This is a genomic window from Pedobacter sp. AC379 (assembly GCF_979258145.1).
On sequence record NZ_OZ409839.1, the window covers coordinates 2,185,213 to 2,201,501 of the forward strand.

Genomic DNA, 16,289 nt, shown 5'->3' on the forward strand with positions numbered 1-16,289 from the left:
ACCCCAAACTCCGAGCTGAATGTTATTGCATTAAGAATTTATATCCGCCAATATTTTTAAGGGCGATGCCGGTTCCGCGTACTACCGCGCGAAGAGGATCTTCGGCCACGTGAACAGGTAATTTAGTTTTAGCTGCTACGCGTTTATCCAAACCCCTTAACAAGGCACCACCACCCGTTAAATAAATGCCGGTTTGGTAAATATCTGCAGAAAGTTCTGGTGGAGTAATCTCTAATGCTTTTAAAATCGCTTCTTCAATTTTAGAGATCGATTTATCCAGGCAATGTGCAATTTCGGTATAAGAAACCGTAATCTGTTTAGGTACACCCGTCATTAAATCACGCCCTTGAACGGCAAAATCAGCAGGAGCATCCTGAAGTTCAGGTAAAGCTGCACCAACCTCAATTTTAATTTTTTCTGCCGTACGGTCGCCAATCATAATGTTGTGTTGACGGCGGATGTAGTTTACAATATCAGAGTCGAAGTTATCACCGGCAACGCGGATTGACTGATCGCAAACAATACCAGATAATGCGATTACCGCAATTTCTGTTGTACCACCACCTATATCGATAATCATATTACCCATAGGTTCTTCTACATCAATACCAATACCTACAGCTGCAGCCATTGGCTCGTGGATTAAATATACTTCTTTTGCACCGGCAATTTCTGCCGAATCGCGTACTGCACGTTTTTCTACCTCAGTAATACCAGAAGGAATACAGATTACCATACGCAATGATGGAAACATCCAGCCTTTACCGCCATTCAGCATGCGGATCATGCCTTTAATCATCGCTTCAGCCGCGTTGAAATCGGCAATAACACCATCTTTTAGCGGACGTACAGTTTTAATATTATCGTGGGTTTTACCCTCCATTTGCATGGCTTGCCTACCAATGGCAATTACTTTATTTGTAGTACGATCGAAAGCAACGATAGATGGCTCATCTACAACTACTTTGTCGTTATGTATAATCAGGGTATTCGCAGTGCCTAAATCAATGGCAACTTCTTGCGTAAACCAGTTAAATAATCCCATGTATAAGGTATGTTTTCTTTATTTTGTCAAATCTATACTATTCCTAATGTAAAAATAGCTTTTTTATTGTTTTAAGTTTTATTTTCTTCATTCATTCCGTTGTTTTTAAGGCAATTAAAATGTTTAGAAAATAAAAAAGCTAAAAGACCAAAGTTACAAGACCAAAGTTCGAGTGCGCTAAGGAGGTAAGATATCCGCTTCTAGCTTTAGTCCTTCTGCTTTTAGCTTTAGTCTTTCTGCTTTTAGCTTTAGTCTTTCTACTTTAAGCTTTAGTCCTTCTGCTTTTAGCTTTAGTCTTTCTGCTTTTAGCTTTAGTCTTTCTACTTTAAGCTTTAGTCCTTCTGCTTTAGTCTTTCTACTTTTAGCTTTAGTCTTTTTACTTTAAGCTTTAGTCTTTCTACTTTAAGCTTAATTAGTGTTTAAAGTGTCTTACCCCCGTGGTTACCATTGCAATACCTTTTTCGTTTGCTTTTGCAACAGAATCAGCATCTTTTATTGATCCGCCAGGTTGTAGCACAGCTGTAATTCCAGCTTCAGCAGCAATTTCAACACAATCAGGGAAGGGGAAGAAAGCATCAGAAGCCATTGCTGCACCTTTAACGCTGAATCCAAATGAGGCCGCTTTTTCAATCGCTTGCCTTAAAGCATCAACACGTGAGGTTTGCCCAACACCACTTGCAATTAAAACATCATCTTTTACCAATACAATGGTATTTGATTTAGTGTGTTTTACAATTTTATTAGCGAAAAACAAGTCTTTTAACTCTTGTTCAGTCGGTGCTTTATCGGTAACGGTTGTCATTTGTTCAGGACCTTCGATAATTAAATCTTTATCCTGTTCAATTACACCATTTAATAATGTTTTAAATTGTTTTTTGCTTAATTCAACCTCGTTACGTTGTAAAATAACACGGTTTTTCTTTTTACTGAACAATTCTACCGCTTCTTGCTGATAAGAAGGTGCGATTAATACTTCGAAGAAAAGGTTGTTAATCTCCTGTGCGGTTTCTAAATCCACTTCTACATTGGTAATGAGTACACCACCGAAAGCAGAAACAGGATCGCAGGCCAGAGCATCAATCCAGGCTTGTTTTACGGTAGCGCGTGATGCAATACCACAAGCATTTGTATGTTTTAAGATCGCAAAAGTTGGATCCTGAAATTCATCGATCAGCGCAACAGCTGCATCCACATCAACCAGGTTGTTGTAAGATAGCTCTTTGCCGTTCAGTTTAGTAAACATGGCATCTAAATCACCGTAAAATACACCACCTTGATGAGGATTTTCGCCATAACGTAAAGTTTTGGCTTGCGTTACACTTTGTTTAAAAACATCAAGCGGTTCTTCAGTATTAAAGTAATTAAAAATTGCAGTATCGTAGTGAGAAGAAGTATGGAAAGCTGTTTTAGCGAAAGATTTACGTTGTGCTAAAGTAGTTTCTCCGTTTTGCGCCTCTAATTGAGCCTGTAAAGTAGGGTAGTCATTTTTAGAGGCAATGATTACAACATCGTTAAAGTTTTTTGCAGCAGCACGGATTAAAGAAATACCACCAATGTCGATTTTTTCGATAATTTCATCCGGTGTTCCACCTGCTTTTACAGTTTCTTCAAAAGGGTATAAATCAACAATAACCAGGTCAATTTCAGGAATTTCATATTCAGCAATCTGTTCCTGGTCGCCAGTTAAAGCCCTACGGTTCAAAATTCCACCAAATACTTTCGGGTGTAAAGTTTTAACACGTCCGCCTAAAATAGATGGGTAACCTGTTAAATCTTCAACTGCCGTAACAGGAAGGTTTAAATCTTTTATAAATTGTTCTGTACCACCGGTAGAAAATAACTGTACACCTTGTGCAGCTAATAATTTCACCAATGGCTCCAAACCATCTTTATAATATACTGAGATTAAAGCGTTTTTGATTTTAATGGATTGACTCATTCTACTGAAAATTTTGAGCCGCAAAGGTAGTAAAACAGGGGCATTTATTAAGGGGCTAAAATCAATAAAAATGAAATTAGTCTTATATCTTTCTCAACAGGGTGTTTTTTATTTTACTATGAGATTTTAAAGATGCTTATATCTCCATATTGCAAGCGGAAATATTCACTTTCTACACATTCTAATTATTATATGTAATCTTTACCTGGTTGAGCAGAATTAATCTGCGAGGCTTTAAAATTTACTAATGGTATTTCAATTTTGCTAATTTAGCCTATCAAAAAATTGTTATTAATTATCACGAGGGAGAGTAATGTTTCAATCAAATCGTAAAGCAACTTGGTCATATATAGTTGTTGTGTTTCTTATTGTATGTTGTTACGTTGGAATTTACCATTCACATCGTTATTTTGGGTTTAACTGGATAATGTGGCTAAGCATTTCAGCAATGTTGGCACTGTTTTATTTAGGGGATTTATGGCTGGGAGATAGGGGAAGGTGGGATAAACTGAAGTCTTTTCTATTTTTGCTGTTTGTTGGCGGGCCGATAGGTTTTTTTGTGATTAAAATGCATAAAGCTTTTACGGAAAAACAATTGGCCAACCATGGCGTGCATGCTCAGGGAATAGTAACTGATTTATACTTAAGAAGAAGTAAAAGCAGTAAAACACCCTACGCTATATTTACTTATAAATTAAATAATAAAATCTGGACACAGGAAGTGATTAACAGAAACTCTGATTTACAAATTGGAGATACTTTAATGTTATTATGCGCTAAAACAGATCCGGAAATCTTTAAGATCGATTAGTAGAAAATCCCGGTTACTTCTTTATCTTTTTTACAATGGTTTCTACCACCCTGGGATAGTGTTGGTGTTCGAGCTGCTGCCCTTTAAACTTAACCATTTCCAGGTTGTCATTTTTATCGATTCTGTACCGGGCCTGATAAATGTATTCGCCTTCATCATAATTTTCATCAACATAATGTATGGTAATACCGCCTTCTGCTTCACCGGCAGCCATAACAGCGTTGTGTACATGATCGCCGTACATGCCTTTGCCACCAAATTTAGGGAGAAGTGCCGGATGTATATTCACAATTCTACCTGGGTAAGCATTGATCAGGCTTTTAGGAATTAGCCAGAGGAAACCGGCAAGCACAATGAAATCTATTTCCAGGTTTTTGAGTAAATCGATTACTTCTTCGGTTTTATAAAACTCGTTTTTATCGAAAACATGAGTGGGGATTTCAAAATTATCAGCCCTTTGTAGTACATAGGCATCGGCGTTGTTGGTTAACACCAAAGAGATTTCTATTTCATTACTCCGCTTAAAATGCTCCATCAGTTTTTGGGCATTGGAGCCAGAACCTGATGCAAAGATGGCTATTCGTTTTTTCACTCAAAAATCGTTTTGTCCAAAAATAGTATTTTTAAGCCTGTTTTTTCAATTGAAAAGAAATTTTATTCAATTAAGTTAAAGTATTATTAATGAATAAATTTAACGTATTTTTGTGGTTGCTAAATAGGGCTAAACTTTAATGAAAAAAAAGTTTAAAGTGTTTTGTAATTTAAAAACATTAATCCTATATTTGCAACCCGAATTATAGGAAACGAATAAGAAAAATAAAAGGCTAAATAGAAATGGCAAATCATAAATCTTCATTAAAAAGAATTAGAGCAAACGCAACAAAACGTTTACGTAACAGATATCAGGCAAAAACTACACGTACCTTTATTAAAAGATTACGTGCTGCAGAAGATAAAAAATCTGCATCTGATTTATTGCCTAAAGTAATCTCTATGTTAGATCGTTTAGCTAAAAAGAACATTATCCACAAAAACAAAGCGGCTAATAATAAATCAAAATTAACGAAATTCGTTAACGGTTTAAAATAAACCAATTATTTTACGATATTAGTAAAGGCATCCCAACCAAAAGTTGGGATGCCTTTTTTTTATCGTGCGCCGGGCATGGCAATCGACTATAGGGTTCAAGTCCCGAACACGCTTAGCAGTAGGAAGTGTTAGCTCGAGACAAGGGTGTCGTGGGTGACTGCGAATCTGAAGGAAGTCCGCGGCAAATATGGGGGCTTACGAACAGAAACTGTATACGAGGCGGATTTAGTCCGGGTGATGTTGCGAAACAAACAGAAGCCCAATACTGCACGGGGACTATTACGCAGATACAGAGGCCACATCCATAGGAAGTAGATTGTCTTACCCCGGGAGATCTGAATGAGTTCTGTCAATTGTAAGCGCGATTACAGGAGAAGAAACATTTGGCAGAGATGTTAAATGCCTCAATCAGAAGTCAGCAGCGGTCGTAGTACTGCATTTTTCGGATGCAGAAAGGACCAAATGTTAGGATGGCAAAGGAAACAGGAAGTTTATGGCAGAGCGTTTACAGCGGAACCACATTAGAGAACTGCTTATATGAGGGTAGGACGGAATCCGAGAGTAAATTATAAGAGGAGCTGAGCCGAGCCGTGCAACCAATGTACACAATGCCTGGGAAGGAGTTTTTTTTTTAGTATTATGCTTGAAGAAATATTAGACATCCGAAATGTACAAAGAGCCTTTAGGCAGGTTACTGCCAATAAGGGTGCTGGTGGTATTGATGGTATGCAGACCGATGAACTTCGCGACTACCTGAATGCTAACTGGCAGGCATTACGGAGTGATATTTTATCAGGCCATTACCGACCGAACGCTGTAAGAAAGGTAGAGATACCCAAAGGCAGTGGTGGTAAGAGGATGCTTGGCATCCCAACGGTCATTGACCGGTTGATCCAGCAGGCCATCTCTCAATGGCTGAGCCCCAAGTACGAGGGCGACTTTTCCTCTGATAGTTATGGTTTCCGGCCAGATCGCAATGCCCATCAGGCAGTGTTAAAGGCTCAGGAATATCTTAACACAGGTTACACCTGGATTGTGGAACTTGACCTGGACAAATTTTTTGACCGGGTAAACCATGATAAACTTATGCATCTGCTGTCAGTAAAGATAAAGGATAAGCGGACATTGAAGCTTATTCGTCTTTATTTGAGTGTGGGGATCATGGAGAATGGATTGGTCAGCCCAAGAAAAGAAGGAACGCCACAAGGCAGTCCATTAAGTCCGTTACTATCAAATGTTATCCTTCACGAACTCGATGTTAAGCTCGAAGAGCGTGGGCACAGGTTCGTGCGATATGCTGATGATTGCAGTATCTATCTAAGAAGCAGGAAATCAGGACACCGGGTAATGAGAAGTATTTCAGTATATCTGGAAGACTGCCTGAAACTGAAGGTTAACAGGGAGAAAAGTAAGGTTAGCAGGCCAAGCCAAAGTAGTCTGCTCGGGTTTTCATTCTATGGTAGCAAAGAGGGATGGAAGATGCGAATTTCATCCAAATCTCTAAGAGCGATCAAGGAGAAAATCCGGGAGCAAACTAAACGTAGCCAACCAGTTCCATTCCAAGAAAGAATATTAACGCTTAAGGAAATCATTCATGGTTGGGTTAATTATTTCTCTATTGCAGAAGCAAAGAGTCATATGACCAGACTGGACGAGTTGATGAGGACCAGACTGCGGATTGTTCTTTGGAAGCAATGGAAGAGTATAACGGGTAGAGCGCGGAATTTAATGAAGATGGGGTTGGTAAAATCAAGGGCCTATCAATTGGCCAATACCCGTAAGGGGTACTGTAGGACTGCAAACAGCCCGATATTACTTACAACCCTTGACAAGAAGTTCTTTTTGAGGCATGGACTTGATGGATTTACCAATTATTACTATTGGAAAACGACACACCAAACGAAGTTATTCTAACAAACCGCCGTATACCGAACGGTACGTACGGTGGTGTGAGGAGACAGCAGGGAAACTAATTCCCTGCTTCTTACTCGATTAAAAATGGAAAACTACGTTCAAAAACTTGGCATAAAACTGTGGGCAGAAGAAGATCGGCCCCGAGAAAAACTTCTGCTGCATGGCCGAAGGCATTTAACCGATGCCGAGCTGATTGCAATTTTAATCGGCTCGGGAAGTAAAAACGAAACAGCTGTAGATTTAAGTAAGAAAATTTTAGCTTTTTACGACAATAGTTTAGCCAAGCTTGGTCGGGCATCCATTCAGGAGCTCTCAAAATTTAAAGGGATTGGTGAAGCTAAAGCCTTAACCATTATTGCTGCCTTAGAGCTTGGCTTAAGGCGAAAAGATATTACCGAAGAGATCATTACTCAGGTTACAACCTCTAATGATGTGTATAAATACCTGCATCAAACCTTTGCCAATCTCAATCATGAAGAATTCTGGATTTTGTTGCTCAATAGATCCAACCGGATTATCGGGAAATTTTTAATCAGTAAAGGCGGACAAGCCGGAACAGTTGCTGATCCAAAAATCATCTTTAAAACCGCTTTAGAAAATAATGCAGCAAATATCGTATTGGCACATAACCACCCTTCTGGTAATGTAAGGCCGAGCGAAAGCGACGATATATTAACCAGGAATATGGTTTCTTCCGGAAATCTCCTTAGTATGTTTGTGGTAGATCACCTCATTTTTGCCAACAACCGCTATTATAGTTATAAAGATGAAGATTTAATTTAAAGATATTTCCTTGTTAAAGGGTAATTAAGCTTAAATTGTTATAATCGCACTTTATTTACGTTACCAATTGTGGTATGTCAAAATTAATAGTCAATATGAATACTTTAAAAATTATCCCAGTTTTTCTTTTACTAACCGTAATGGCCTTCGCTCAAAAAACGAATGTGCCAATCAATATTATAACTTACAATATCCGCTTAAATGTGGCATCAGATGGCATTAATGCCTGGCCAAACCGAAAAGACAATGTAAAAGCATTAGTGAAATTTCATGATGCCGACATCCTCTGTGTACAGGAAGCTTTGCCTGAACAGTTTGATGCCTTGTTGGAAAATTCAAATTTTGATGTGGTAGGCGTTGGTCGCGATGATGGTAAACGAAAAGGAGAATTCTCCGCAGTATATTTTGATAAAGATAGGTTTGTTAAAAAAGACGGTGGCACTTTTTGGCTTTCCGAAACGCCTAATGTGCCTTCTAAAGGGTGGGATGCGGCACTAAACCGCGTGTGTAGCTGGGTTAAACTGTACGATAAATTAAATAAGAAAGCGTTTATCGTGTTTAATACCCATTACGATCATATCGGCGTGCAGGCCAGGATAGAATCGGCAAAATTGCTTAAAAGGAAAATACAGGAAATTGCGCCAACCTTACCCGTTGTTTTTACTGGCGATTTAAACGTAACTCCAGAAACTGAAGCCATTGCAACAATTAAATCTTTTCTTACTGATGCAAAAGAGGTTTCTGTAGAACCTCCATATGGGCCTGCCGGCACGTTTAATGGTTTTCATTTCGATAGTGATTTGAAGGATAGAATCGACTATATATTTGTAAATAAAGGATTTAAAGTGCAAAAGTTTGCCGTACTTACAGATAGTAAGGATAAAAGATATTATTCAGATCATTTGCCTGTTTATTGTAAGCTCTTCTTTTAATAAATGGTATTGACAGCACTATCATTATTTCCTTTTAAGTTCGAACTTTTCGGTAATGAGTACCATTATCATTATATTTTCGAAACACTTGCCTTTATTGTTGGTGTTAGGCTTTATTATTTCTATAAAAAAGGAATTGTAGATCCAATTTCCGACGAAAACAGGTTATGGATTATGCTTGGAGCAATGCTTGGAGCATTAATCGGATCAAGGGTGGTTGCTGTGCTCGAAACGCCCGAAGTTATCCATCACCTTACTTTTTCAATCCTTTATCAAAGTAAAACCATTATTGGTGGTTTGTTGGGAGGCCTTTTCGGTGTAGAACTGATTAAAAAGATAATCGGTGTTGATATAGCTTCAGGAGATATTTATGTTATTCCCATTTTGGTTGCGCTGATTATTGGCCGAATTGGTTGCTTTTCTATGGGGATCGACGAACCAACCTATGGAATTCCCACTCATTTTTTTATGGGCATGGATTTGGGCGACGGCATCCTCAGGCACCCGATAATGCTCTATGAAATGATTTATCTTGTGCTGTTAATTTTACTTTTCAACAGGTTAAAAAAGGTCGAAATGATTAACGGAGATCGCTTTAAGCTGCTCATGGTACTCTATTTCCTGTTTCGTTTTTTAATAGAATTTATTAAACCTTACCAATCATTATTTTTAAATTTAAGCAGTATTCATTGGTCTGCATTGTTTATTTTTATGTATTATTATAAATTCATTATCAGAGTTTCCAAACGGATTATACATCAGCAGTAAGCAATATGGCCAATACCAGGGATTATATATACTACGATTACACCAAAAGTCTTTGTCCGGAATGCTTACAGCTTTGCGATGCGAAAATTGTTTTTCAGGATGCAAAGGTATTTATGCTGAAAAACTGCAGAACCCACGGCGATAGCAAAGTGATGATTGCCGATGATGTAGATTATTATAAGCAGATCAGAAATTACAATAAGCAATCCGAAATGCCACTTAAGTTTAATACCAAAGTGCATTATGGTTGTCCGTACGATTGTGGTTTATGTACCGATCATGAGCAGCATTCCTGTTTAACCGTTATCGAAGTAACAGATCGCTGTAACCTTGCATGCCCAACCTGTTATGCCATGTCATCTCCAAGTTATGGCAGGCACCGCACGCTTGAAGAGATTGAACGCATGATGGATGTTGTAGTGGCCAATGAGGGCGAGCCGGATGTGGTTCAGCTTTCAGGAGGTGAGCCAACTGTTCATCCCGAATTTTTTAAGATCCTTGATCTTGCCAAAACCAAACCCATCAAACATTTAATGGTAAATACCAATGGGATCAGAATTGCGAAAGACATTAACTTCGTTGAGAAATTAGCCAGTTACATGCCCGATTTCGAAATATATCTCCAGTTTGATAGTTTTAGTGCCGAAGTATTAACCAAGCTAAGAGGTGAGGATCTAACTGAGGTAAGGAGAAAAGCCATCGATCATTTAAACCAGTTCAATGTATCAACAACTCTGGTGGTTACCTTGCAAAACGGTTTAAACGACCACGAAATTGGTGATATACTGGATTACGCACTAAAGCAGAAATGCGTGCGTGGCGTTACTTTTCAGCCTACACAAGTAGCAGGTAGAAATGATGATTATAACGATCAGCAGGGAAGGATTACCCTGACAGAGGTACGAAGAAAAATTTATGAGCAGTACCCAACTTTTACCCCACAGGATTTAATTCCGGTGCCTTGCAACCCTGATGCGCTCTGCATGGCTTACGCTTTAAAAATCGGTGATGAAGTAATTCCGATGACACATTTGATCAATCCGGAAGATTTATTGAACAATTCAAAAAATACAATCGTTTTTGAACATGATGAAAAACTGAAAGCGCATATGCTTAATCTTTTTAGCACAGGCGTTTCGGTAGATTGTGCAGAAGATACTTTTGGCGAGCTGATGTGCTGTTTGCCAAGAGTGAAATCGGATAATTTGAGTTATGATAATTTATTCCGCATCATCATTATGAACTTTATGGATCCTTTGGATTTTGATGTGCGTGCAGTTAAAAAATCCTGTGTGCACATTGTAAGCGATAAATACAAAATAGTTCCATTTGAAACCATGAATATTTTTTATCGCGATAATAAAATAGATTTAATCAGGGAAAAATTAAATATGAATTGATATGGGTGGTTTGTTCGGCTTATTTGTAATTTATTGTTTAACCGCAATTGTTCTTTTTATTGTTGGCATTATCCAGATCATCGTAAAATCATCAAGAAATGAGCCTGTAAAAGCCGGATTAAAGTTAATTATCATCTCAGTGATTATGGTGGTAATCGGTTTTGGGGCCTGTGCCGTATTGCTTGCCAACAGTTAATATCCAGCTTAAGTATTATGGGAATTTTTATCGTTTATTGGGTAGTTGCTGTGTTGCTTTTTGTGGTTGGTATTATCCAGATCATCATTAAGGCAGTAAAAAATCAGCCGGTTAAGCCAGGCCTTAAACTGGTAATTGCCTCCGTAATTATGTTGGTTATTGGTGCAGGGGCATGCGCAGTCATTCTTTCCAATCTGCATATTAACCATTAGTCATTTATATTGTGTGCCTGAATCAGGGTTTTAGCCATCGTAAGCCTCCAATCTCATGTCTGGAATCTCAAATCTCAATAATTTAGCTTTCTCCTTTAAGCTTTAAATAATATCTTTGCATTTTATAAATCCAGATTGAAGATTACAGGCCTTCTAAGTCTCAAATCTCCTGTCTGGAATCTCAAATCTCATTAAATGAAAATATCATATAACTGGTTAAAACAATTCGTACAAATTGATAAAACACCTCAGGAGCTTTCATTAATCCTTACCAATGTTGGTTTGGAAGTAGAAAGTGTAGAAAAAGTGCAGCCTGTAGTAGGCGGCCTCGAGGGTTTGGTAATCGGCGAAGTTTTAACCTGTGTTCAGCATCCCAATGCCGATCGTTTGCGCATTACCACCGTAAATGTTGGCGGTAACGAAAATCTTCAGATTGTTTGCGGTGCACCAAACGTAGGCGCTGGTCAGAAAGTGGTGGTAGCCACCGTTGGTACAACTGTTTATCCTTTGGAGGGCGAACCTTTTAAAATCAAAGAATCAAAAATCAGGGGAGAACTTTCGCAGGGCATGATCTGTGCCGAAGATGAAATTGGCTTAGGTAAATCTCACGATGGAATTATGATTCTTGAGGCAGATACTGAGGTAGGTATCCGTGCAAAAGATCATTTTAAAATGGATGATGATTATGTTTTTGAAATTGGCTTAACACCTAACCGTGCCGATGCAGCTTCGCATTTAGGTGTGGCGAGAGATTTAGCAGCTTATTTCAGAAGCGAATATGAAATGCCGGATCTATCTACTTTCAAAACAGACAACGAAAATCTTGTTATTCCGGTAGAGGTAGAAGATTTAGCTGCTTGTCCGCGTTATAGTAGTGTTACAATTTCTGGAGTTACAGTAAAAGAATCACCAGAGTGGTTAAAAGATAAATTGAAAGTTATCGGTTTACGCCCGATTAATAATGTGGTTGATATTACCAATTATATATTACATGGTTTAGGCCAGCCGCTACATGCTTTCGATGCCGATAAAATTGCCGGCGGAAAAGTACTCGTAAAAAAAGTTGCCGAAGGCACACCTTTTATAACACTTGATGGTGTTGAGCGTAAGTTAAGTGCCGATGATTTAATGATCTGTAATACTGAAGCACCAATGTGTATTGCGGGTGTTTTTGGTGGTAAATCATCAGGAGTTGATGACAATACAAAAAATATTTTCTTAGAAAGTGCGTATTTCAATTCAGTTTCTGTACGTAAAACTTCTAAAAGGCATGGCTTAAAAACTGATGCTTCTTTCCGTTACGAACGTGGTACCGATCCTGAAATTACGGTTACAGCATTAAAATATGCCGCACTGTTAATTAAAGAACTTGCTGGTGGCGAAATTTCATCTTCAATTTCTGATATCTACCCAAGCCACATCAAGCCCTTTGAGTTTGAGGTAAGTTACACGAATATTAATAAATTAATCGGCGCAAATATCCCTTCAGCAGAAATTAAACACATCATTACTGCTTTGGGTATTTCGGCAACCAATACCTCAGATGATACCCTGGCCTTAAGAGTACCCTCATTTAAAGTTGATGTTACCCGTGAGTGCGATATTACAGAAGAAGTATTGCGTATTTACGGCTATAACAATATCGAAATTCCGGCAAAGGTAAATGCATCACTTTCATACAGTACCAAGCCCGAAAAAGAAAATACACACAATGTAATTGCCGATATGCTAACTGCTAACGGTTATGCAGAAATTATGTGTAACTCTTTAACAAAATCTACCTACTCTAAAAATTTAGATGAGGCTGTATTTATTTTAAATCCTTTAAGCAGCGATTTAAATGTAATGCGCCAAAATTTATTGATGCCTGCTTTAGAAAGTGTTGCTTATAATCAAAACCGTAAAAATGCTGATGTTAAATTTTATGAGTTCGGTAAAACCTACCATTTAATTAATGAGAAGTACGTAGAGCGCCCCAGGTTAATGTTGTTAATTTCTGGTGCAAAGCAAAGCGAGCAGTGGAACCATAATACCAAATCATCTACTTTTTATAATTTAAAGTCGGCTGTAGATGCGATCATTTCCCGTTTGGGCATTGCAAGCTACCAGACAGATACTTTAAATGATGAAAATTTTGCATATGGCATTAAATATTTCCGTGGAGATAAAACGCTGGTGAGTTTCGGCGCTGCATCAAAAGCCGACCGTAAGGTGGCCGATGTAAATGCCGAAGTTTTTTATGCAGATTTTGACTGGGCTGCTTTGTTGGATATTGTGAAGAAAAACAGAATCATTAATAAAGAAGTTTCAAAATACCCGCAAGTGCGTCGTGATCTTTCTTTGTTGATAGATCAAAACGTAACCTTTGATACTTTGAAAGGAATTGCTTTTAAAACTGACAAAAAACTAATTAAAGAAGTTGGTGTATTTGATGTGTATGTTGGCGATAAACTGCCTGAAGGTAAAAAATCATATGCCTTAAATTTCATTTTGCAGGATGAGGAACAAACCTTAACCGATAAGCAGATTGAAAATACAATGCAAAAGCTAATTGCCAATTTAACCTCACAAGCTGGTGCAGAAATTAGGAAATAAAATATAAATTCGTACTTTTAGAAATAAATTCATGACTTCTGTTGCAGATCAATTAGATAAAGTATTACAAAAAACGGCTCGGGTAATTGAGTTATGTAATGCGCTACAGGAAGAAAATGATTTATTAAAGCTTGAAAATCAATCGTTAAAAGTTGCACTTGATACGGCTAAAGGCAAAAATGTAGAACTCGACGAAAAACTGAGGGTTACAAAATTGGCTAAAAGTATTGAGGGAACAAGTGAAAAGTCGCTTGATATTAAACAAAAAATTAACGATTTTGTGCGTGAGATTGATAAAAGTATTGCATTATTAAAAAAATAAATGATGCAAAGAAATCAGAAACTAAGCTAAACAATGGGAGAAATCTCGATTAAAATAACCATTTCCGACCGTATTTATCCGTTAAAGGTGAATATGGAAGAGGAAGAAATTGTGAGACGGGCAGCAAAAATGATCAATGAGCGCATAAAAGATTACCAGGATAATTATGCGGTTAGAGATAAGCAGGACCTTCTTTCTATGGCAGTTTTGCATTATGCAACCGCCGTATTAAGAACAGAAAATAAAGTACAAAACCAGGATACTGCTGTTGCTGATAAAGTTGAAGAATTGGATGTTTTACTCAATAATTTCTTTTCAAAATAAGGTTCGTTCTTTCGGCAATTCGTCACTCTGAACTCGTTTCAGAGCCTAAATTTATAAGATCCTGAAATATCTTTGGGATGACGGGGCCAATATTTAGCATAAAAACATAGCCGCAGCTAGTTTTTGAGTTTCAAATTTTATAAAACTTAACACTTCAATATCTATAGGGTTAAGAGGGCGTATTTCATCTGCTATGGCACCTGAAAATGGCTTAAACCCTAATTATGCTTAGTTGAGGTTTAAAATGTATGAGACTTTAAAAATTAGTTGCGGTTTTTTTTTACTTAAAAAACAAAATGGAAATAGTTGAAATATTAGGATACGTATTTGCCGTAATAGCGGGTATTGCTATCGGAGTAGTGGTAGGAAGATTCCTCCTGCGCAACTTGCTTAAACAGCAGGAAGTTGCTGCACAGAACAAAGTGAAAAAGATTTTAAAAGATGCAGAGAACAATGCAGAAATCTTAAAAAAGAATAAACTTTTAGAAGCAAAAGAGAAGTTTTTGCAAATGAAAGCTGAGCATGAGCAAGAAGTGAATGCTAAAAACAACAACATTAACCAACGCGAAAATACCATGAAGCAGAAAGAGCAATCGGTAAATCAGCGCATGGAAAATTTTAATAAAAAAGAGCAGGAACTCGATAAACAAAAAGTTAACCTCGAAAAACAGACTGAAATTGCCGTTAAAAAGCAAGAAGAAGTTGAGGTGCTAAAAAATCAGCATTTAACACAATTGGAAACCATTGCAGGTTTATCAGCAGATGAAGCTAAAAACCAATTGGTAGAAAACCTGAAAGAAGTTGCCCGTACACAAGCAATGATCCAGATAAAGGATATTGTAGACGAAGCAAAACTTACCGCAAGTAAAGAAGCTAAAAAAGTGGTTATTCAAACCATTCAACGTACCGCTACCGAAGCTGCTATCGAAAACTCAGTATCCATTTTCCATATCGAAAGTGACGAGATAAAAGGACGCGTTATTGGTAGAGAAGGTAGAAATATCCGGGCTTTAGAGGCTGCTACCGGCATTGAGATTATTGTAGACGATACCCCGGAAGCTATTATTTTATCAGGTTTTGATCCTGTAAGAAGAGAAATTGCACGTTTGGCCTTACACCGTTTGGTAACCGACGGACGTATCCACCCGGCACGTATTGAAGAAATTGTTGCCAAAACCAAAAAACAGATCGAAGATGAAATCGTCGAAATTGGTGAGCGTACTGTAATCGATTTAGGTATCCATGGTTTGCATCCTGAGCTGATCCGTATGGTTGGCCGTATGCGTTACCGTTCATCTTATGGTCAAAATTTGTTACATCACTCGCGCGAGGTTGCAAATTTCTGTGCTACAATGGCTGCCGAATTAGGTTTAAATGCCAAAATGGCCAAACGCGCAGGTTTATTACACGATATAGGTAAAGTGCCTGATGATAATCCCGAATTGCCACACGCAATTTTAGGGATGCAACTGGCCGAAAAATATAAAGAACATCCTGAAATTTGCAATGCAATTGGTGCCCACCACGATGAAATTGAGATGACTTCAATGATTTCTCCAATTATCCAGGCATGTGATGCGATTTCTGGTGCCCGTCCGGGTGCACGCCGTGAGGTGGTAGAAAGTTATATTAAACGATTGAAGGATTTAGAAGAACTGGCTTTATCTTATCCTGGTGTGGAGAAAACATTTGCTATCCAGGCAGGTAGAGAATTACGTGTGATTGTAGAAAGCGAACGCATCACTGATGCACAGGCAGAACTTTTAGCTGCTGATATTTCTACCCGTATCCAAACCGAAATGACTTATCCTGGTCAGATCAAGGTTACGGTGATCAGAGAAACCCGTTCAGTAGCATTTGCTAAATAAGTTAATCGTTACTCTGAACTCGTTTCAGGATGTAGTTATAGAAAAGATGCTGACCACGAAGTAGCTATCTGACCTTTAAAACGATATAAAC

General features: G+C 38.1%; 16 protein-coding genes. 13 read left to right on the forward strand and 3 right to left on the reverse strand.

What is annotated here, in order from left to right:
• Positions 1-22 precede the first annotated feature (22 nt).
• Both ACZZZW_RS09640 and purH read right to left on the reverse strand, forming a co-directional pair.
• Positions 23-1,045 (reverse strand): rod shape-determining protein, encoded by a 1,023-nt coding sequence (locus ACZZZW_RS09640; protein ID WP_010601761.1) that lies wholly within the window; start codon positions 1,043-1,045, stop codon positions 23-25.
• Between the two features lie 412 nt (positions 1,046-1,457).
• Entirely contained in the window at positions 1,458-2,984 is a 1,527-nt protein-coding gene (gene purH / locus ACZZZW_RS09645) for a bifunctional phosphoribosylaminoimidazolecarboxamide formyltransferase/IMP cyclohydrolase (protein WP_055910549.1), read from the reverse strand.
• A 448-nt stretch (positions 2,985-3,432) separates the two neighbouring features.
• Here purH and ACZZZW_RS09650 point away from each other — a divergent pair, with 448 nt between their 5' ends.
• Positions 3,433-3,795 (forward strand): hypothetical protein, encoded by a 363-nt coding sequence (locus ACZZZW_RS09650; RefSeq protein WP_463493094.1) that lies wholly within the window; start codon positions 3,433-3,435, stop codon positions 3,793-3,795.
• Positions 3,796-3,808: 13 nt separating this feature from the next.
• Here the strand turns inward: ACZZZW_RS09650 and purN are convergent, their stop codons facing one another.
• Positions 3,809-4,387 (reverse strand): phosphoribosylglycinamide formyltransferase, encoded by a 579-nt coding sequence (purN, locus tag ACZZZW_RS09655; RefSeq protein ID WP_055910555.1) that lies wholly within the window; start codon positions 4,385-4,387, stop codon positions 3,809-3,811.
• A gap of 242 nt (positions 4,388-4,629) precedes the next feature.
• Here purN and rpsT point away from each other — a divergent pair, with 242 nt between their 5' ends.
• From rpsT to rny, 12 genes are all read left to right on the forward strand, one after another.
• The gene (gene rpsT, locus ACZZZW_RS09660; protein ID WP_029277289.1) at positions 4,630-4,884 is read left to right on the forward strand and encodes a 30S ribosomal protein S20; all 255 of its coding nucleotides are present in this window, start codon (positions 4,630-4,632) and stop codon (positions 4,882-4,884) included.
• Between the two features lie 639 nt (positions 4,885-5,523).
• Complete coding sequence (gene ltrA, locus ACZZZW_RS09665) at positions 5,524-6,798, forward strand: group II intron reverse transcriptase/maturase (protein ID WP_463492318.1); 1,275 nt, start codon at positions 5,524-5,526, stop codon at positions 6,796-6,798.
• Between the two features lie 84 nt (positions 6,799-6,882).
• Positions 6,883-7,581, forward strand: a complete 699-nt coding sequence (gene radC, locus ACZZZW_RS09670; RefSeq protein WP_055914946.1) for a RadC family protein — start codon at positions 6,883-6,885, stop codon at positions 7,579-7,581.
• 95 nt (positions 7,582-7,676) lie between these two features.
• Positions 7,677-8,513, forward strand: a complete 837-nt coding sequence (locus tag ACZZZW_RS09675; RefSeq protein ID WP_463493095.1) for an endonuclease/exonuclease/phosphatase family protein — start codon at positions 7,677-7,679, stop codon at positions 8,511-8,513.
• A 9-nt stretch (positions 8,514-8,522) separates the two neighbouring features.
• Complete coding sequence (locus ACZZZW_RS09680) at positions 8,523-9,281, forward strand: prolipoprotein diacylglyceryl transferase (protein ID WP_463493096.1); 759 nt, start codon at positions 8,523-8,525, stop codon at positions 9,279-9,281.
• A gap of 5 nt (positions 9,282-9,286) precedes the next feature.
• Complete coding sequence (locus ACZZZW_RS09685) at positions 9,287-10,681, forward strand: radical SAM protein (RefSeq protein ID WP_463493097.1); 1,395 nt, start codon at positions 9,287-9,289, stop codon at positions 10,679-10,681.
• Between the two features lies 1 nt (position 10,682).
• Positions 10,683-10,877, forward strand: coding sequence for a hypothetical protein (locus ACZZZW_RS09690; protein WP_055914935.1), 195 nt, complete (start codon positions 10,683-10,685; stop codon positions 10,875-10,877).
• Between the two features lie 17 nt (positions 10,878-10,894).
• Entirely contained in the window at positions 10,895-11,089 is a 195-nt protein-coding gene (locus ACZZZW_RS09695) for a hypothetical protein (RefSeq protein WP_055914932.1), read from the forward strand.
• 195 nt (positions 11,090-11,284) lie between these two features.
• Complete coding sequence (gene pheT / locus ACZZZW_RS09700) at positions 11,285-13,684, forward strand: phenylalanine--tRNA ligase subunit beta (protein WP_463493098.1); 2,400 nt, start codon at positions 11,285-11,287, stop codon at positions 13,682-13,684.
• Between the two features lie 31 nt (positions 13,685-13,715).
• Positions 13,716-14,006, forward strand: a complete 291-nt coding sequence (locus ACZZZW_RS09705) for a hypothetical protein (protein ID WP_055914926.1) — start codon at positions 13,716-13,718, stop codon at positions 14,004-14,006.
• Between the two features lie 33 nt (positions 14,007-14,039).
• Positions 14,040-14,330 carry a cell division protein ZapA gene (locus tag ACZZZW_RS09710; protein WP_025143281.1) on the forward strand — a complete coding sequence of 97 codons (291 nt, stop codon included), beginning with the start codon at positions 14,040-14,042 and terminating at the stop codon, positions 14,328-14,330.
• A 296-nt stretch (positions 14,331-14,626) separates the two neighbouring features.
• Entirely contained in the window at positions 14,627-16,198 is a 1,572-nt protein-coding gene (gene rny, locus ACZZZW_RS09715; protein WP_055914924.1) for a ribonuclease Y, read from the forward strand.
• Positions 16,199-16,289: the final 91 nt, after the last annotated feature.